This window comes from Bordetella genomosp. 8 (genome assembly GCF_002119685.1).
In the GTDB taxonomy this organism is placed as follows: Bacteria; Pseudomonadota; Gammaproteobacteria; order Burkholderiales; family Burkholderiaceae_B; genus Bordetella_C.
In genome coordinates this window covers 1,405,961-1,424,179 of sequence record NZ_CP021108.1, presented here as the reverse complement: position 1 = coordinate 1,424,179, position 18,219 = coordinate 1,405,961, and the positions used below count along the sequence as shown (strand labels likewise).

General features: G+C 66.1%; 17 protein-coding genes, 1 tRNA gene, 1 other RNA gene and 1 pseudogene. 7 read left to right on the top strand and 13 right to left on the bottom strand.

What is annotated here, in order from left to right; all coding sequences use genetic code 11:
• Positions 1–123 precede the first annotated feature (123 nt).
• From CAL12_RS06495 to ffs, 8 genes are all read right to left on the bottom strand, one after another.
• Complete coding sequence (locus CAL12_RS06495; protein ID WP_198298393.1) at positions 124–909, bottom strand: ABC transporter permease; 786 nt, start codon at positions 907–909, stop codon at positions 124–126.
• 39 nt (positions 910–948) lie between these two features.
• Entirely contained in the window at positions 949–1,755 is an 807-nt protein-coding gene (locus CAL12_RS06490) for an ABC transporter ATP-binding protein (RefSeq protein ID WP_086063741.1), read from the bottom strand.
• Complete coding sequence (locus CAL12_RS06485; protein WP_086063740.1) at positions 1,748–2,794, bottom strand: ABC transporter substrate-binding protein; 1,047 nt, start codon at positions 2,792–2,794, stop codon at positions 1,748–1,750. The genes CAL12_RS06490 and CAL12_RS06485 overlap by 8 nt, the downstream gene beginning before the upstream one ends.
• Positions 2,795–2,818: 24 nt before the next feature.
• On the bottom strand, positions 2,819–4,054 hold the full coding sequence (locus tag CAL12_RS06480; RefSeq protein ID WP_086063739.1) for a CaiB/BaiF CoA transferase family protein: 1,236 nt from the start codon (positions 4,052–4,054) through the stop codon (positions 2,819–2,821).
• A 52-nt stretch (positions 4,055–4,106) separates the two neighbouring features.
• Positions 4,107–4,715, bottom strand: coding sequence for a recombination mediator RecR (gene recR, locus CAL12_RS06475; RefSeq protein WP_086067711.1), 609 nt, complete (start codon positions 4,713–4,715; stop codon positions 4,107–4,109).
• A gap of 90 nt (positions 4,716–4,805) precedes the next feature.
• Positions 4,806–5,132 (bottom strand): YbaB/EbfC family nucleoid-associated protein, encoded by a 327-nt coding sequence (locus CAL12_RS06470; protein ID WP_086063738.1) that lies wholly within the window; start codon positions 5,130–5,132, stop codon positions 4,806–4,808.
• A 51-nt stretch (positions 5,133–5,183) separates the two neighbouring features.
• Complete coding sequence (gene dnaX, locus CAL12_RS06465; protein WP_086063737.1) at positions 5,184–7,676, bottom strand: DNA polymerase III subunit gamma/tau; 2,493 nt, start codon at positions 7,674–7,676, stop codon at positions 5,184–5,186.
• Between the two features lie 87 nt (positions 7,677–7,763).
• Positions 7,764–7,861, bottom strand: an RNA gene (gene ffs, locus CAL12_RS06460) — signal recognition particle sRNA small type.
• A 200-nt stretch (positions 7,862–8,061) separates the two neighbouring features.
• Between ffs and CAL12_RS06455 the strand changes: the two genes are divergently transcribed.
• The 4 genes and pseudogenes from CAL12_RS06455 (at position 8,062) to pbpG (ending at position 10,745) form a co-directional block, all read left to right on the top strand.
• Positions 8,062–8,940 (top strand): hypothetical protein, encoded by an 879-nt coding sequence (locus CAL12_RS06455; protein WP_086063736.1) that lies wholly within the window; start codon positions 8,062–8,064, stop codon positions 8,938–8,940.
• A 76-nt stretch (positions 8,941–9,016) separates the two neighbouring features.
• Positions 9,017–9,100, top strand: a pseudogene (locus CAL12_RS28715) (VapC toxin family PIN domain ribonuclease); the annotation flags it as partial.
• A gap of 57 nt (positions 9,101–9,157) precedes the next feature.
• Positions 9,158–9,232 (top strand) — tRNA-Arg (locus tag CAL12_RS06450).
• Between the two features lie 346 nt (positions 9,233–9,578).
• Positions 9,579–10,745 carry a D-alanyl-D-alanine endopeptidase gene (gene pbpG, locus CAL12_RS06445; RefSeq protein ID WP_086063735.1) on the top strand — a complete coding sequence of 389 codons (1,167 nt, stop codon included), beginning with the start codon at positions 9,579–9,581 and terminating at the stop codon, positions 10,743–10,745.
• 46 nt (positions 10,746–10,791) lie between these two features.
• Here pbpG and CAL12_RS06440 read toward each other — a convergent pair whose 3' ends face one another.
• The gene (locus tag CAL12_RS06440) at positions 10,792–11,433 is read right to left on the bottom strand and encodes an HD domain-containing protein (RefSeq protein ID WP_086063734.1); all 642 of its coding nucleotides are present in this window, start codon (positions 11,431–11,433) and stop codon (positions 10,792–10,794) included.
• A gap of 124 nt (positions 11,434–11,557) precedes the next feature.
• Between CAL12_RS06440 and CAL12_RS06435 the strand changes: the two genes are divergently transcribed.
• Positions 11,558–12,526 carry a GlxA family transcriptional regulator gene (locus CAL12_RS06435; protein ID WP_086063733.1) on the top strand — a complete coding sequence of 323 codons (969 nt, stop codon included), beginning with the start codon at positions 11,558–11,560 and terminating at the stop codon, positions 12,524–12,526.
• Between the two features lie 12 nt (positions 12,527–12,538).
• Here CAL12_RS06435 and ybaK read toward each other — a convergent pair whose 3' ends face one another.
• The 3 genes from ybaK to fumC all read right to left on the bottom strand — a co-directional run bounded on the left by ybaK (position 12,539) and on the right by fumC (position 15,639).
• The gene (gene ybaK / locus CAL12_RS06430; RefSeq protein WP_086063732.1) at positions 12,539–13,027 is read right to left on the bottom strand and encodes a Cys-tRNA(Pro) deacylase; all 489 of its coding nucleotides are present in this window, start codon (positions 13,025–13,027) and stop codon (positions 12,539–12,541) included.
• A gap of 85 nt (positions 13,028–13,112) precedes the next feature.
• Positions 13,113–14,096 carry a tripartite tricarboxylate transporter substrate binding protein BugE gene (locus tag CAL12_RS06425; protein WP_086063731.1) on the bottom strand — a complete coding sequence of 328 codons (984 nt, stop codon included), beginning with the start codon at positions 14,094–14,096 and terminating at the stop codon, positions 13,113–13,115.
• 145 nt (positions 14,097–14,241) lie between these two features.
• The gene (gene fumC, locus CAL12_RS06420; RefSeq protein WP_086063730.1) at positions 14,242–15,639 is read right to left on the bottom strand and encodes a class II fumarate hydratase; all 1,398 of its coding nucleotides are present in this window, start codon (positions 15,637–15,639) and stop codon (positions 14,242–14,244) included.
• Positions 15,640–15,721: 82 nt separating this feature from the next.
• Here fumC and tsaE point away from each other — a divergent pair, with 82 nt between their 5' ends.
• Positions 15,722–16,243, top strand: a complete 522-nt coding sequence (gene tsaE, locus CAL12_RS06415; RefSeq protein WP_086063729.1) for a tRNA (adenosine(37)-N6)-threonylcarbamoyltransferase complex ATPase subunit type 1 TsaE — start codon at positions 15,722–15,724, stop codon at positions 16,241–16,243.
• On the top strand, positions 16,189–17,574 hold the full coding sequence (locus CAL12_RS06410) for an N-acetylmuramoyl-L-alanine amidase (protein ID WP_157792906.1): 1,386 nt from the start codon (positions 16,189–16,191) through the stop codon (positions 17,572–17,574). Before tsaE ends, CAL12_RS06410 begins: the two co-directional genes overlap by 55 nt.
• Here the strand turns inward: CAL12_RS06410 and CAL12_RS06405 are convergent.
• Positions 17,567–18,205, bottom strand: coding sequence for a VTT domain-containing protein (locus CAL12_RS06405; RefSeq protein ID WP_086063728.1), 639 nt, complete (start codon positions 18,203–18,205; stop codon positions 17,567–17,569). The genes CAL12_RS06410 and CAL12_RS06405 overlap by 8 nt on opposite strands.
• Between the last annotated feature and the right edge of the window lie 14 nt (positions 18,206–18,219).

Genomic DNA, 18,219 nt, shown 5'->3' with positions numbered 1-18,219 from the left:
AAGGGTACCCGTCCGCATGATGAGACGGGCCACGGAAAGCGGGGACGCCGAGGATCCGGCTCCGCCGGTCCTCCAGCGTCGCCCCCCTTGAGGGGGGAAGCGCGCAGCGCTTCGGGGGGTGGGCTACAACTTCTCGGTTTCGCCGGCGCGGGGCTGCCACTTCATCAGGCGCCGTTCCACCAGGGTGACGATGCCGTCGAGCACCAGCGCGAACGCGGTCAGCACGACGATGCCGGCAAAGACGGTATTGACGTCCAGCGTGCCTTCGGCCTGCAGGATCAGGTAGCCGACGCCGCTGGCCGACCCCAGGTATTCGCCCACCACGGCGCCGACGAAGGCCAGGCCCACGGACGTATGCAGGCTGGAGAATACCCAGCTGGTGGCCGATGGCAGGTACACGTAGCGCAGCAGCTGGCGGCGATCGGCGCCCAGCATGCGGGCATTGTCGAGCAGCGTGGTGCTGACTTCCCGCACGCCCTGGTAGACATTGAAGAACACGATAAAGAACACCAGCGTGACCGCCAGCGCCACCTTGGACCAGATGCCCAGGCCGAACCACATGCCGAAAATCGGCGCCAGGATGACGCGCGGCATGGAGTTGGCGGCGGTGATATAGGGGTCCAGGATCGCGCTGGCCTTGGGCGACAGGCCCAGCCACAGGCCGCAAGCCAGTCCCGCCACGGTGCCGATCAGGAAGGCCAGCACGGTTTCAGCCAGCGTCACCCACAAATGGCGATAGATATCGCCGTCGGTGACGAACCAGGCCCAGATGCGCTGAGCGACTTCCAGCGGCTGGCCGAAGAAGAAGGCGATATTGGGACTGCGCGACGCGATATGCCAGGCCAGCAGCAGGATGACCAGGAGCGAAACCTGCCACAGGCGCAGGGATTTGGTACCGGTTTTGATCATGTTGGACAGGGGCAGCCGAGGCGCCTTCCGTTATGGCCGTCAGGCCAGTTTCTGCTGGGCATAGCCCTTGAGCACTTCCTCGCGCAGCACGTCCCAGATGGCGGCGTGCAGCTCGATGAAGCGCGGGTGCGTGCGGACTTCCGCCACGTCGCGCGGGCGCGGCAGGTCGATGGCGAACTCGCCGATGGGATGCGTGGCCGGGCCGGCCGACAGCACCACGACGCGGTCGCTCATGGCGATGGCTTCGTCCAGGTCGTGCGTGATGAACAGCACGGCCTTGCGCTTGGCCATCCACAGCTCCAGGACCTCGTTTTCCATCAGTTGGCGCGTCTGGATATCCAGCGCGGAAAACGGTTCGTCCATCAGGATGATGTCGGGATCGCGGATCAGCGTCTGCGCCAGCATCACGCGCTTGCGCATGCCGCCGGACATCTGGTGCGGATAGCGGTGTTCGGACCCGCCCAGCCCCACGCGGCGCATCCATTCGCGGCCGCGCTCGGCGGACTCCTGGGGCGACAGGCGGGCGAACTGCAGCCCGGCGGTGACGTTGTCCAGCGCATTGCGCCAAGGCATCAGCGCCTCGCCTTGGAACATATAACCGGCCCGGCTGTTGATGCCGGACAGCGGCTGGCCGAACACACGCACCTGGCCGGACGACGGGGCCAGCAGGCCGGCCCCGACATTCAGCAGCGTGGACTTGCCGCAGCCGGTCGGCCCCACCACCGACACGAACTCGCCGGGCGCGATGGACAGGGTCGCTTCCCGGACGGCGGTATAGCGCGTATCACCTTCCCGGGAAACGAAGGTGCAGGTGATATTGTCCAGCGCAAGTGCTGCGTCAGCCATTCGGATACTTCTGGTTGGCGCGCTTGGCGAACTCGTTGGTCCACATCTTGGACGGATCGACCTTCTTCGGATCGAAGTCGGGCACGAAGGCGGCGAGCGCGTTGACGGCCGTGGCCGCGCCGTCCTCGGGAATCATGCCGTCCGGCGAAAAGCCATCCATGCTGGCCTGCAGCGAAGCCTTGTAGACCTCCGGCTCGCCCAGCAGATAGCTCTTGGGCACCGCGTTGACGATGGCGTCCAGGTTGTTGCGCTGCGCCTGGATCCATTTGTCGGCGCGCACGATGGCGTTGGCCAGGGCCTGCACGGTGTTGGGATTGGCGTCGATGTAGCTCTGCGAGCAATACAGGCAGCCGGCCGGCATGTTGCCGCCGAAGATTTCCCGGGTGTCCTTCAGCGTGCGGGTATCGACGATGATTTTCAGGTCGCCGGATTTTTCCAGCGCCGTCACCACGGGATCGGTGTTGGAGATCGCGTCGATCTGCCCGGTCTTCAGGGCGGTGATGGCGCCGGCGCCGGCGCCCACGCCGATGATGGAGACGTCGGAGGCCTTCAGGCCGTGCTTGGCCAGGAAGAAGTTCACCACCATGTTGGTGGACGAACCCGGGGCCGTCACGCCGATCTTCTTGCCTTTCAGGTCGGCCGGCGACTTGTAGTTGGGCATGTTCTTGGTCGACACGCCGAAGCCGATCATGGGCGCGCGGCCCTGCAGCACGAAATCGCGATAGAACTGGCCCTTGGATTGCAGGTTCAGCGCGTGTTCGAACGCACCGGAGACGACGTCCGCGCTGCCGCCCACCACGGCCTGCAAGGCCTTGGCGCCGCCGGCGAAGTCGGCGATGGTGACGTCCAGGCCTTCATCCTTGAAGTAGCCGCGGACTTCGGCGATGGTCAGGGGCAGGTAGTAGGTCAGCGGCTTGCCGCCCACGGCAATCGCGACTTCCTTCTTTTCCAGCTTCTGCGCCCGCACGATGGCGGGGGCCAGGCCCAGGGCGCCTGCCGCGCCGGCAAGCTTGAGCCAATCACGTCGAGTCACGGACATTTTGTTGTCTCCAGGTGGTGAATCCTATGTGCCGATGGCGCCCGAAGCAGCCAGGGCGGCGATAGCCGCAGCATCATACCCCAGGGATTTCAGCACTTCCTCGGTATGTTCCCCTAAGCGCGGACCCACCCAGCGCGTGCCGCCGGGGGTTTCCGACAACTTGGGCGTGACCGCCGGCAGCTTGACCGGACTGCCGTCGGCGAAGCGATGCTGCTCGATCATGCCGCGCGCGAGAAACTGCGGATCGCTGAACATGTCGGCGACGCTGTAGATCTTGCCCACCGGCACGTCGGCGCGCTGCAGGGTGTCCAGCGCTTCATCGATGCTGTGCGTATCGCACCAGGCCTGGATGGCGCCGTCGATGTCGTCCACGCGCCGGGCGCGGCCATCGTTGCGCGCCAGCGCCGGATCGTGGGCCAGGTCGTCGCGGCCGATGGCCAGCATCAGGCGGTGGAATATGGCGTCGCCATTGCCGGCGATGACGATGTTCTGGCCGTCGCGCGTGGTGTAGGTGTTGGATGGCACGATGCCCGGCAGCGCGCCGCCGGTGCGCTCGCGCACCACGCCGGCAACGTCGTATTCCGGCACCAGGCTTTCCATCATGTTGAAGACGGCCTCGTACAGGGCCACGTCCACCATTTGCCCCTGCCCGCCCGACGTGCCGTTCCAGCGCCCGCCGGTCGCGTCGCGGTGGCGCAGCGCCATCATGGCGCCGATGACGCCATGCAGCGCGGCGATGGAGTCGCCTATCGATATGCCGACCCGAACGGGCGGACGGTCCGGATGGCCGGACACATAACGCAGCCCGCCCATGGATTCGCCTATCGCGCCGAAGCCGGGCCGGTCGCGCAGCGGGCCGGTCTGGCCGTAGCCGGACAGGCGCACCATGATGGTGGCCGGATTCAGGGCGCGCAGTTGCTCGTACCCCAGGCCCCATTTCTCCAGGACGCCCGGGCGGTAGTTTTCGACGATGACGTCGGCATCCAGCGCCAGCTTCAAGGCGACTTCGCGCGCCGCCGGGTCCTTCATGTTGAGCGCGACCGAACGCTTGTTGCGGGCCTGCACGGTCCACCACAGGGAATTGCCTTCGTGCAGGTGGCGCCAGGTGCGGATCGGGTCGCCCCCGCCCTTGCCGTCCGGGCCATCGGGCGTTTCGATCTTGATGACATCGGCGCCGAATTCGCCGAACATGCGGGCCGCGAAGGGGCCGGCGATCAGCGTGCCGAGTTCAAGGACTTTCAGTCCGGTCAAGGCGGACATGACGGTGGTCTCCGTAGTCATTCGATGGGACCGGGCCTTGGCGGCCCGTCCCTTACGTTGCCTTGCGCTCCATCAGCGCCCAGGCGATGGTGCCGGCGTCCACGTATTCGAGTTCGCTGCCGGCGGGCACGCCGCGCGCGAGCCGGGTCACCGACAAGCCGCGTTCGCGCAGCGCTTCGCCCAGGAAATGCGCGGTGGTCTCGCCTTCCGCCGTGAAGTTCGTCGCCAGGATGACTTCCGTGACAACGCCGTCGCCAGCGCGGGCCAGCAGGCGTTCGAAGTCGAGCTCGCGCGGGCCGATGCCTTCCAGGGGCGCGACGCGGCCCATCAGCACGTAGTACAGCCCGCGATAGCCATGGCTGGACTCGATCATGTTCTGGTCGGCCGGCGTTTCCACGACGCACAACTGCGACGGATCCCGCTTGGGATTACTGCAGGTCGCGCAGATTTCGTCTTCGGTGAAGCTGTTGCAGCGGGCGCAGTGCCGCAGGTTGTGCACGGCCGACGCCAGGGCCTGGCCGAGCAGATCCGCGCCGCGCGGATCGTGCTGCAGCAGGTGGTACGCCATGCGCCGGGCCGAGCGCACGCCCACGCCGGGCAGGCGCCGCAGCGCCTCGATCAGGGCGCGCAGGGGTTCGGGTTCGGGAAGCGTAGGTTCCATGGGTCGCACGAACGCCGGCATGAACGCGACTCCGCATGCCGCGACGGCCGCTCAAGGCCGCATCGCGGCGCGCGGGCGCGCCGGCCGGGTTCAGAAGGGGAACTTCATTCCCGGGGGCAGCGGCATGCCGGCCGTGACGCCGGACATTTTCTCCTGCGCGGTGGCCTCGGCCTTGCGCAGGGCGTCGTTGAAGGCGGCCGCCACCAGGTCTTCCAGCATGTCCTTGTCGTCGCCGGTCAGCGACGGGTCGATGGCGACACGCTTGACGTCGTTGCGGCAGGACATGGTGACCTTGACCAGGCCTCCGCCCGACGTCCCTTCGACCAGGATGTCGGCCAGCGCTTCCTGCGCCTTCTTCATGTTTTCCTGCATCTGCTGGGCTTGACGCATCAAGCCTGCCAATTGTCCTTTCATCATGATGGAAGCATCCTTTTCAGCGGATAAACGAATAGAGTAAGGCCGCCATGCTCAGCGGGCGGCCGCGGCCGGTGGATCGACGTGGCGGATGGAGCCGGGCACCACCTGGCCGCCGAAATCGGATAACAGGGCTTGCACGAAAGGATCGGCGTCGACGGCGGCCTCCGCCGCCTTCTGCCGCTCGGCCCGTTCCTGCTGGGCCACCGCGTGCGCCGTGGCGTCGCCCGTGGCGCCGACCAGGACATCCAGGCGCAGGCTCTGGCCGAAGTGTTCGCACAATACCGTTTGCAGGCGAACGCGGCTGGCGCTGTCGGCGAGCGTGCGGACGGCCACGCGCAGGATGACGGTGTCGCCCTGCACGCCCTGCCATTCGCTTTGCCGCGCCAGTTCGGCGGCCAGGCCGGTGACGGGCAGGCGGGCGGCCAGCTCAGGCCAATTGGATTCGGACATATCGGCCACGCGAGGGGCGCGGCGCGACGCGGCCCTCGCCGCCGGCGCACGTCGCGCCGGGGCGAGGGGCGCCGGCGCGGCCGTTCCTGGCCCCATGGCCATGGTTTCGAAATCGTCGTCATCCGGGCTGGCGATGAAGCCTTCGCCCGCCGAGCCGGAGAAGGATTCGTAGCCGCCTTCGGCGTCGTCGGGAATGGCCTCGTCGACCCAGGCCGGCGGACCGTCGTCGGGCGCTTGCTGCGCCGCGGTCGCCGGCGCGGCCGGGGTCGGCGTGGCGCGGTGTGCAGCGGCAGCGTCCGTGACGGCAGGCGCGTCTGAGGTCGGCGTGGCCGGCGTAGGCGTGGCCGGCGTAGGCGCGGCGCGGCCGCCAGCGGCGGCGTCCGTGGTGACGGGGGCGGCCGGCTCAGGCGTGGCCGGCTCTGGCGCGGCCGGCTTAGGCGCAGCCGGTTCAGGCACGGCTGGCGCGATCCCGGCGGGAGCGTCCTCCCACGGCGCGACACCCGCGCCAGGCGCGCGGCGCGGCGCGACCGCGGAAGCCGGCGGCGTCGCGGCCAGGGTGGCCGTGCTGGAACGCGGCGCGCCCACGGCCGGCGGCGCGGCGGAATCGGAAGATGGGGTCGATACGGCGGCCGAGCCGGCGCCTGCCTCAGGCGGGGGCGTTTCGGCGTTCGCGGACGGCGTGGGCGCCACGGATGGCGCGGCCACCGCCGCCGGGGCGGCTGCAGCAGAAGGCACCTGCGCCGCCGGCGCGGGAACGGACGGCGATACCGCTGCCGCGGGCGCGGCGATGGAAGACGGCACAGCTGCCGCGGGCGCGGCGACGGAAGGCGGCGCCGATGCCGCTGGCGCCGCGACGGAGGACGGCACCGATGCTGCTGGCGCCGCGACGGCGGGCGCCATCGCCGCGGGCGCGGCTGCCTGCGTTGCCGCGGGCGCGGCACCCGCGGCCATGGCGGCCGGCGCGTTCGCATTCGTTGCCGGCGGCGTGGCCGGCAGCATGTGCGGCCCGGCATCGCCGCTGAGCGACAGCATGCGCAGGCAAGCCATCACGAAACCCGCATACTCGTCCGGCGCCAGCGCCAATTCGCCACGGCTATGTACCGCGACCGAATAAAACAGCTGAAGCGCATCCGGATGCAGACTGTGCGCCAGGCGCGCGATATCGGCCGCCAGCGGATCATCTGAGGAAATCGCGCCCGCCACGCGCTGCTCGATGGCCACGCGCGACAACAGCCCGGCCAGGTCCGCCAGCGCCCCGCCATACGACAGGCCACGGGTGGCAAGCTCATCGGCCACCGCCAGCACCGCCCGCGCATCGCCGGCGCCGAGCGCATCCAGCAGGCGCACCAGATGCCGCTGATCGATGGTCCCCAGCATGCCGCGCACGGCTTCTTCGGTCAGATTGCCGGCGCTGTAGGCGATCGCCTGATCGGTCAGCGACAGGGCATCCCGCATGGAGCCCGAAGCCGCCTGCGCGATCAGCCGCAGCGCCGGCACCTCGAAGGCAAGCTGCTCGTCCCCCAGCACCTGGCGCAGATGCCCCACGATGGCATCCGGCGGCATCTGCTTCAGGTTGAACTGCAGGCAGCGCGACAGCACCGTGACGGGAATCTTCTGCGGATCGGTCGTCGCCAGGATGAACTTGACGTGCGGCGGCGGCTCTTCCAGCGTCTTCAACATCGCATTGAAGGCGTGGCCCGTGAGCATGTGCACTTCGTCGATCATGTAGACCTTGAAGCGCCCTGCTCCCGGCGCGTACACGGCCTGCTCCAGCAGCTGCGTCATCTCGTCGACACCGCGATTGGACGCCGCGTCGAGCTCCAGGTAGTCGACGAAACGCCCCGCGTCGATCTCGGTACAAGCCTGGCACACGCCACACGGCTTGGACGTCACGCCCGTTTCGCAATTCAGGGATTTGGCGAGTATGCGCGACAGCGTGGTCTTGCCGACGCCGCGCGTGCCGGTGAACAGCCAGGCATGGTGCAGCCGCTGGGTGTCCAGCGCATGCGTCAGGGCGCGCACCACATGATCCTGTCCGACCAGGGTATCGAACGAACGTGGCCGCCACTTGCGGGCCAATACGAGATAGGTCATGGACGGATTGTAGAGCGAGCGGCGCCCAGAACAAGAAAGGACGGAACGATGCGCGGCACCTGATCCGTCCTTCTGTGGCGTATTCGGGAAGGCGAGCCTTACTCCGGCACTGACCCTAAACGGCTATGGCTGCTTCGTTCCCGACCTGACCAGGTTCACCGCCGGACCATGCGAAGGGGCCCGCCAGACAAGATTCTAGCAGGTTCGGGATCCGGGCCATTCCCATCGCCGGCGACAGCGGTTCACACGTCCCGCCGCGAACGATCGACCCAGGTGATCCGGTCCGCTACGGAACCGAAACAGGGACGGGCCGGAACCCGCAAATACACCCCCGGCACGAAGGGCCCGCCCGACGACACCCTGTCCACCGCAAGGAGACCCACACGTGACCATCAACACCCACCCCATGACGCAGGCCGCCATGCAGGCCACCATCGAAAGCATCAACCCGCGGAATCGGCACGAGCGGTTCGATGCCCAGGTCGCCTGGCTGAACGCGCACCTGGCCGAGGAAGACATCGTCTTCGAGAATTTCCGCGGCATCGATGGCCGGCCCATCATTCCGCAATGGTGCGCCAACACCTTTGTCGGCTATCTGTACAAAAGGCCAGACGCAGCCTCGGCGGCCGCGACGCCTCCCGTGTACTACTCGGAGAAAGTCGCACAGGCCGAGGCATCGGCCGTCGAGTCGATGACCGTCATGCTGGACCAGCCATTCGTCGACGCCAAGACGAAGGCAATGCTCCAGCAGTCGATCAGGCAATTGCAGGCCAACACGCAGACCTCGCACTGCCAGGAACAGATGACCAGAGTGCTGGAGAACGCCAGAGCCGCCATCATCCATCGCGGACTGGCGCAGGAGCCTCAATGCGCCGAAACCATCCACATCATCGATGCAGTCCTGGGCAACATGAGCGCCCTTGACCGCCCGGGCATGTCGGCCCCCGACAGGGAATTCCTGGGCATCTACAGCGAGACGGTAAAACGGCCATGCGAGTACGCGGTCGCGAACGGCAGGAATCCCTATCCGATGACCCAGGCCTTCTTCGACGCCTGCGATGGCGGCCGCGTTGCCTATGACCATGCATGGGACCAGGCGCTCGAAGCCGTCCGTCCGCAGACCCGGCAAATGGCCGAACAGTTGAAGTCGCTTTTGCGTCCCTACGCCGAACGGCCGTCCCAGGCCGCGCCGGAGGGCGCCGTGTCGTCGCCAGCACAGAGCCCCGCCACGCGGGACCGCGCCGACAGTTGGCAGTTGGTGTAACAAAGGACGGCCGAGGCGACCAAGAACAGGCGGAACGGGAGCCGCTCTGAAGCCGCGCTAACTGCTCGATAAGAATATGTGCATTTACCTGATGAAGAACCAGCCCGAGCAGGTCGCCCGTCGCTTCGGCTCGCCGTGGGCGGAGGCAGCGGTCACGAGCGAATGTTAGAATCGCCTTCCTCTCAGATGCGGCCCGCGCCCCGCGTGGCCCGTCCGTCTCGCCGTAGTTAAATGGATATAACCGGCCCCTCCTAAGGGTCAATTGGTGGTTCGATTCCACCCGGCGAGGCCACCCAGCCCACAGACCTTACCCGGCCCTCGATGCGCGCTTCACGCCCGCTTCGCCGGAACACTGCGCCATCGCGGGATGATCCGTCCCCCTACCCCGAGCTCGTCACGATTTCCGATCCCCCATGGATGAGCCATACGAACGCCTCGGCGGCCCGCCAGGTACCGCGGACGCCTGCATGCGCCAAAGATGAGCATTCCTCGGACGCATTCGTATGAAATCTCGGATATCATCCCCGGGAAGCTTAAAAAGATTGTTTAAATTCTTGGGCTAACCCTATAATTCGATTCAACTTTCTGGCGCGCCCTACCATGGTGCGTCGATCCAGTCTTACGGACATGTCCTAACTATGGCGCCATTTTCGACACGTTCAGTGGTAACAGTGGCCGCGCCGGTCCTGCTCGCCGCCTCCCTTTTCCTATCGCCCGGCGCCCGGGCGGCAACCGATCCTTGCAAGGTCAACGCCAAGTCCTCCGCCTGCAAGGCGGCCCAGGCGAAGGCCAAAACCAAGCAAACCACCACGACCACCGTCACCAAGAGCACCACCACCGCCAAGACGGGCAGCAAGACGACGGTGGCGAAGACGGAAAGCAAGACCACGACCGTCGCCAAGAAGACGCCCAGCGGCAAGACCAACACGACCGTGCGCAAGGAAGTGGTCGCGGACACGACCACCAAGTCCGGCAACAAGGTCGTCGCCCACAAGAGCACCGCCACGCGCAGCAAGGTCACCGCCGCCGCCCCGCCGGCCACGACGTCCGCCCAGGCCGCGGCCCTGCGCTCGAGCGTAGCCTATGTACAGGACCTGGCCACGTCCACCGTGCTGTTCTCCAAGAACGAAGACACGATCAAGCCCATCGCGTCGATTTCCAAGCTGATGACCGCGCTGGTGGTGGTGGACGCCAACCAGCCCATGGACGAGATGCTGGAAGTCACCGATGACGACATCGATCGCCTGCGCCACGCCGCGTCGCGCCTGCCCGTCGGGTCGCGCCTGACGCGCGCGGACATGCTGCACGTCGCCCTGATGTCCTCGGAAAACCGCGCCGCCCATGCCCTGGGCCGCTATTACCCTGGCGGCATGCCGGCCTTCGTCCGGGCCATGAATGCCAAGGCGCGCGAGCTGGGCATGATGGACACGCACTTCGTCGAGCCCACCGGCCTGTCCAGCGAAAACGTGTCGTCGCCGCGCGATCTGGCGCGCATGTTGCGCGCGGCCGCGCAGCGGCCGCTGATCCATCGCTACACCACGGATACGGAATACGACGTCGACATGGGCAAGGGTCATATGCGCACGTTCCGCAATACCAATGCCCTGGTGCGCAGCGCGGATTGGGACATCAAGGTATCGAAGACCGGCTTCATCAACGAAGCCGGCGAATGCCTGGTGATGCTGGTCAACATGCAGGGCCGCGAGCTGGCCATCGTGCTGCTCGATTCGCAGGGCAAGTATTCGCGCATCGCGGACGCCGTGCGCATTCGCAAGTTCGTGCAGAACGAAGTCGCGATGATGTGACATCCCGCCCCGGTGCCGCGCGCGGCACCGGGAGCTCGGGAACGCATCAGGAACGCCAGGCCGAATCGCGGATGACGCTGCAGAAGTTGCCGCGATGGAAATGCGGCTCCTTGTCGGCGATGACGTCGGCCTTGACGTTGCCGAAGGTGGTATCCGGCTTGTGCCTGATGCCATCGTAGAAGGTCTGGATGATATTTTCCTTGAAGTGCTCGCCGCGCGGATGCGCGTGCACCACGGCCTCGCGGTCGGCATCCGCGAAGCCGGAATAATCGATCCCCAGGACGTCCATCTCCACCCCCGACGTCACCAGCGCGACGACGGGATGCATGTGCTCGGGGATGCCGGGCGTCGTGTGCAGCGCGATCGCCGTCCAGACCAGATCGATATCTTCGCGCGCGATCCCATGGCTTTTCAGGAAGTCGCGGGCCGCATTGGCGCCATCCACTTCGAAACGCAGATGATCGCTGGCGTGCTGATGGGTCAGGCCCATGTCGTGGAACATGGCGCCGGCATACAGCAGTTCCGGATCGAATTCCAGGCCACGGCGCTTGCCGGCAAGGGCGCCGAAGTAGTAAACCCGGCTCGAATGATGGAATAACAAGGAAGATTCGGTGTCGCGTACCAACTCGGTAATCTCGCGCGCCAACTGGCTGTCGGGGATGGCGATGCCGTCTATGGTCAGGCTCATGACTGCTGCTCCGTAAGAGTGTGTGCGGTCATTGTGTAAGCCTGGCGCCATGGCATCAATCGGCGTATTACGTCATATACTGCCATTTCGCGCGTGATCGGGACATGACGGGAGAAACCACGCAATGGCTAAATCCATCGCCATCCTGGCGCTGCCCGGCGTCCAGTTGCTGGACGTGTCGGGGCCCCTGGATGTATTCGCCCAGGCGAACCTGGAAGCCGGGCGGGATTGCTACGATCTGCACGTGGTCGGCTACGACCATGGGCCGCTGCGCAGTTCTTCCGGCGTGAGGATCCTGCCGGACCTCGTCGCCGGCCAGACGGAAGCTCGCTTCGACACGCTGCTGGTGGCGGGCGCTCCGCATGCGCACCAGTTGGCCTTGCGCAAGGATGTCATCGAATGGCTGCGCGGCAGCGCGCGGCGGGCGCGTCGCTACGGATCGGTGTGCACCGGCGCCTTCGTGCTGGCGTCGGCCGGGCTGCTGGACGGCCGCCGTATCACCACCCATTGGGCCGCGGTGCGGACATTGGTACAGGCCTATCCGTCGATCACCGTCGACGAGGACGCCCTCTATGTGCGCGACGGCAAGCTGCGCACCGCCGCCGGCGTGACGGCAGGCCTGGACCTGGCCTTGGCGCTGGTGGAAGAAGACCTGGGCCGCGATGTCGCGCAACGCGTGGCCAGCCAGCTGGTGATGTTCTTCAAGCGGCCTGGCGGGCAGTTGCAGTTCAGCCGCAAGGGCGAAACGCATGCGGCGGGCCGGTCCGTGCTGCAGGAAGTGCAGCGCTGGGTCGCCGCCAATCCCGAGCTGCGGCATGACGTCGCCAGCCTGGCGGAACACGCGGGATTGAGCCCGCGCCATTTTGCGCGGCTGTTCCGCACGGAAACCGGCATCACGCCGGCGTCATGGGTGGAAGCGGCACGCGTGGCGGCCGCGCGATCGATGCTGGAGTCCGGTAGCCGGATGCCGAAGCAGGTCGCCGCGGACTGCGGTTTCGCCAATGCCGATACGCTGCGCAGGGCATTCCACAAGCATGTGGGAGTCACGCCGGCGGAGTACCGGCGCCGCCACGCGCACACGCAGGAATCCTGATCGCGGGATCGGCTATTCCAGCGCAACCGTCACCGGACGCGCGCCGAGCAGGTCGACCAGCACCGCCGGCGCGATGCCGATCAGATAGCCGCGCCGTCCGCCGTTGACGTAGATGGCCGGGTAGTCCAGCACGCTGGCCTCCACCCACACCGGCATGCGCTTGCGTGTTCCGAAAGGCGACGTGCCACCCACCTGGTAACCGGAATGGCGTTGCGCCACTTCCGGTTGGCAGGGACCGACCTTCTTCAAGCCAGCCTGGCGCGCGAGGTTCTTCGTCGACACTTCGCGATCGCCGTGCATCAACACGATCAGCGGCCGCGCCGCTTCGTCTTCCATCACCAGCGTCTTGACGACGGCATGCGGGTCCAGGCCCAGCTGGCGCGCGGCCTCGCCCGCGCCGCCGTGGTCGACATAGTCGTAGGTGTGTTCGGTGTAGGCGACCTTGTGCTGCTTCAGGAATTGCGTCGCCGGCGTTTCGGATACGTGTCTGGTCTTGCTCATGATGCGGGATTGTAGAAAAGAAAAGCCAGGCCCCGGGCCTGGCTTTTCGTCGTGCCGGACGATGCGGCGCCGAAGATCAGGCGGACTACTCCAGCTTGATATTCTGCTTCTTGACGATTTCCTTCGCCCAGTCGTACTGCGACTTGATTTCCTTGGCGAATTCTTCCGGGGTGTTGCCGGACGGCTCGGAACCCTGTTCGTCCAGCGCCTTGATCACCTTGGGATCCTTCAGCGCCACCACGGCCGCATCGCGCAGCTTGTTGACGATGGCCATCGGCGTGCCGGCGGGCGCCAGCAGGCCATACCACACCGGCTGGTTCACCGCGGGGAAGCCGACTTCCGCGAAGGTAGGCACGTTGGGCATCGTCTTGATGCGCGTCGGCCACGCCACCGCCATCGCGTTGATGGCCTTGGCCTGGATCTGCGGCATGGACGACGGCAGGTTGTCGAACAGGATCTCGATCTGGCCGCCGACCGCGTCGGCCAACGCCGGACCCGAGCCCTTGTAGGGCACGTGCACGATGTCCGTACCTGTGGCCAGCTTGAAGGACTCGCCCATCAGGTGCAGCACGCCGCAGGTACCCGAGCTGCCGTAGGAATACTTGCCCGGGTTCTTCTTCAGCACATCCAGGAATTCCTTGAAATCCTTGACGGGCATCTTCTTGGGATTCACCGACACCACGTTGGCGGTGTTGGCGAAGTTGGTGACCGGCTGGAAATCCTTGATCGGGTCGTAGGGCAGGTCGTTGGGACGGCAGGCCGGGTTGACGGCCATGGTCGACACCGTGGCGATGGACAGCGTGTAGCCATCGGGCGCGGCCTTGGCGGCTTCGGCCGCGCCGATGGCGCCGCCCGCGCCGCCCTTGTTTTCCACGACCAGGGGCTGGCCGAGTTCCTGGCTCATGCGCTGGGTGACCAGGCGCGCGATGATGTCGGTGGAGCCGCCCGGTGCAAACGGGACGATCACGCGTATGGCGTGGCTGGGATATTTATCGGCGGCCTGGGCGGAAGACGCCAGCGCCCCCGCGCCCAATGCGATTGCCACGGCCAACGTGCGGATTTTCATCATTTGAGAGATCTCCTGTATGTTCTTCAACCCGCCCTTCGCGGGCTGATTTGACTGCGGACGCGCATTGCTCTGCTTTGTGGGCCGGTGCGCGTTCCTGCACATTCCGCAGGATAGCAGCATTTTTTTACAGGAGGTACGGGGGTCTCTACGGCTGGCGCTTGGCGTTGGTCATGTCCGCCGGCACCACCCATTGCTGGAATTGGGCCTCGGTCACATGGCCCAGTTGCAGCGCGGCTTCCTTCAAGGACAGGTTTTCCTTGTGCGCCTTCTTGGCGATCTGCGCGGCCTTGTCGTAGCCGATGTGCGGATTCAAGGCGGTCACCAGCATCAGCGAACGGTCCACCAGCTCGGCGATGCGCTGATGGTTGGGCTCGATGCCCTTGGCGCAGTGTTCGTTGAAGCTGTTCATGCCGTCGGCCAGCAGGCGCACCGACTGCAGGAAGTTGTGTATGAGCAGGGGCTTGAACACGTTCAGCTCGAAGTTGCCGCTGGCGCCGCCGATGTTGATGGCGACGTCGTTGCCCAGCACCTGCGCGCCCAGCATGGTGACGGCTTCGCACTGCGTGGGGTTGACCTTGCCGGGCATGATGGAACTGCCGGGCTCGTTTTCCGGGATGCTGATTTCGCCCAGGCCGGAGCGCGGGCCGCTGGACAGCCAGCGCACGTCGTTGGCGATCTTGATCATGCCGGCCGCCAGCGTCTTCAAGGCGCCATGCATGAACAACAAGGCTTCGTGCGAAGCCAGGGCCTGGAATTTGTTGGGCGCCGATACGAAGGCCGCGCCCGTATCGTGCGCCAGTTGCGCCGATACGCGGGCGCTGAACTCGGGATGCGCGTTCAAGCCGGTGCCCACGGCCGTGCCGCCGATGGCAAGCTGGTGCAAGCCAGGCAACGCGGCGCGTATCTGCTGTTCGGACAGGTCCAGCTGCGCGACATGGCCGGACAATTCCTGGCCGAGCGTCAACGGGGTGGCGTCCTGCAGGTGGGTACGGCCGATCTTGACGATGTCGTAGAACGCGGCGCTCTTTTCCGCCAGCGTCGCGCGCAGCGATTTCAGTGCCGGCAGCAGGTGCTGTTCGACCTGCACCGCCGCGGCCACGTGCATCGCCGTGGGGAAGGTATCGTTGGACGACTGGCCGCGGTTCACGTGGTCATTGGGATGCACCTTGCGGCCTTCGCCGCGCTCGCCGCCCAGGATTTCCGAGGCGCGATTGGCCAGCACCTCGTTCATGTTCATATTGCTTTGCGTGCCGGAGCCGGTCTGCCAGACCGACAGCGGAAACTCGTTGGGCCACTTGCCCGCGATGACTTCGTCGGCGGCCTTGACGATGGCGTCGGCGATGCCGCCATCCAGTTCGCCGAGCTGGGCGTTGACCTGCGCCGCGGCCTTCTTCAGCCTGGCCATCGCGTCGACCAGGGGCACCGGCATCTTTTCCGTGGAGATGGCGAAGAACTGCAGCGACCGCTGCGTCTGCGCGCCCCACAGGTGATCGGCCGGGACGTCGATGGGGCCGAAGGTGTCTTTTTCGGTGCGGGTCTTCATGGTGATGCGGCTCCGTTGTTCGCCGGCGCGGCAGGCGTCGGCGGTTCCTATAATCCCTTGTTTTTACCACTCGCCTCGCGCCATGTCCCCCTCCAGCAGCCTGACCCTGCATCTGCCCGACGACCAGGCCACCGACGCGCTGGCGCGGCGTTTCGCCCCCTTGCTGGACGGCAGGGCGGGAATCGCGCCGCCGGGCGGCCGCGTCCACCTTTCGGGCGACCTGGGCGCCGGGAAAACCGCCTTCGTCCGGGCGCTGTTGCGAGAAAGCGGCATTAAGGGCCGGATCAAAAGTCCGAGCTATGCCCTGCTTGAAAGCTATAAAGTTTCTAACTTATACTTCTATCACTTTGATTTTTATAGATTTAGCGATCCGCGCGAGTGGCTGGACGCAGGATTCCGCGATTTACTGCGGGATGATGTGGTCGTCTTGATCGAATGGCCAGAGCGGGCGGAGGCCTTTTTGCCCCCTCCCGATCTGCACATACACCTGGCCTATGCCGATCAAGGACGCGACGCCACGTTGACCGCGCATACCGCTCGAGGACAACTATGGCTGAACGCGATTGTCCCCCCGCCGGCGCACCGGTCCACCGGAGCGCCCTGACGCGACGCCGCCTGATCGGCGCCGCGGCGACCCTGCTTGTCCTCCCCGTTATCCCGCGCCTGGCCCAGGCCGCCACCATACTGGCGGTGCGAACCTGGCCTGCCGACGAATACACCCGCGTGACGCTGGAACTGGACAGCGAACTCAAGGCGGAACAGTTCACGCTGGAAAATCCCGACCGGCTGGTCGTCGATATCCAGGGCCTGTCGATGAGCCACTCGCTGAACGAGCTGGCGGCCAAGATCCGCACGGACGATCCGTACATCCGCTCGCTGCGCATCGCCCAGAACCGTCCCAATGTCGTGCGCCTGGTGTTCGACCTTAAGCAGGCGGTGGCGCCGCAGATCTTCACGCTCAAGCCGGTGGCCGACTACCAGTTCCGGCTGGTGCTGGACCTCTATCCCAAGGTGGCCCAGGATCCGCTGATGGCGATCCTGAAAAAGTCGCCCGGACCGGACGTGGACGACCCGCTGGCCCGCATCCTGGACGATATTTCGCGCAATCCGCCCGGCCCCGCCACGGCGACGATTCCGCCCCCGGCGCCGCTGCCCAATACGCCGCCGCCATCGGTCGCGCTGCCGCGTCCGAGCGATCCGCCGCCCAAGCTCAGCGGACGCAAGCGCATGCTGACCATCGCGCTGGATCCCGGCCACGGCGGCGAAGACCCGGGCGCCAGCGGGCAGACCGGCCTGCGTGAAAAAGACGTGGTGTTGCGCATCGCCCATCGCCTGAAGGCCTTGATCGACTCGCAGCCGAACATGCGCGCCTACCTGACCCGCGATGACGATTATTTCGTCCCGCTGCACGTGCGCGTGCAGAAAGCCCGCCGTGTGCGCGCCGACCTGTTCGTCTCCATCCACGCGGATGCCTGGATCAAGCCCAGCGCCAGCGGTTCATCGGTTTTCGCCCTGTCTCAGCGTGGTGCTTCCAGCGCCGCGGCGCGCTGGATGGCGAACAAGGAAAACGCCGCCGACCTGATCGGCGGCGTGAACCTGGGTGCCCACGACGAACAGGTCGCGAAAGTCCTGCTGGACCTGTCGACGTCGGCGCAGATCCACGATTCCCTGAAGCTGGGCAGCACGCTGCTGGAGGAAATCAAGAAGATCAACCGGCTGCACAAGGACGATGTCGAACAGGCCGGTTTCGCGGTGCTGAAGGCCCCCGACATTCCGTCCATCCTGGTGGAAACGGCGTTCATCAGCAATCCGAACGAGGAAGCGCTGCTGAAATCGTCGGCTCACCAGGACAAGCTGGCCCTGGCCATGTTCACGGGCATCCAGCGCTACCTGACCACCAACCCCCCGCTGGCGCGGGTGGGCGACGTCAGCTAGCCTGCCGGCGGCGCACCAGCTTCCACACCCCCGCCAGCACCAGCGGGGCGATCGCCGCCGCCAGGCCGATCAGCACGATCAGGTTCAGGTGCTCCTTGACCGCCGGGATGTTGCCGAAGAAGTACCCGGCGGCCACCAGGCTGCCCACCCACAGGATGGCGCCGGTGATATTGAAGAGCTGGAAACGCGCCACGCTCATTTCCGCCACCCCGGCCACGAAGGGCGCGAAGGTGCGCACCAGAGGGATGAAACGCGAAAGCACGATGGTCTTGCCGCCGTGCTTTTCGTAGAACGCGTGCGTGCGCATCAGGGCGGAGCGGTCCAGGAAGCGCACATTCATGGAAAAGACCCGGGGACCGATGTAGCGTCCTATCGCATAGTTCAGGGTGTTGCCCGTGATCGCCGCCACGATCAGCAGCACGCCCAGCAGCATGGGATCGATGTGGCCGGATGCGCCGAAGGCGCCGGCGATGAACAGCAGCGAATCGCCAGGCAGGAATGGCAGGACGACAAAACCCGTTTCGCCGAAAACGATCAGGAACAGGACCAGGTAAACCCAGGCGCCATACTTGGCGACCCAGATTCCAAGCGTCTGGTCGACGTGCAACACCATATTCAGTAGATCGAGCATGCCGGCGAAATCAG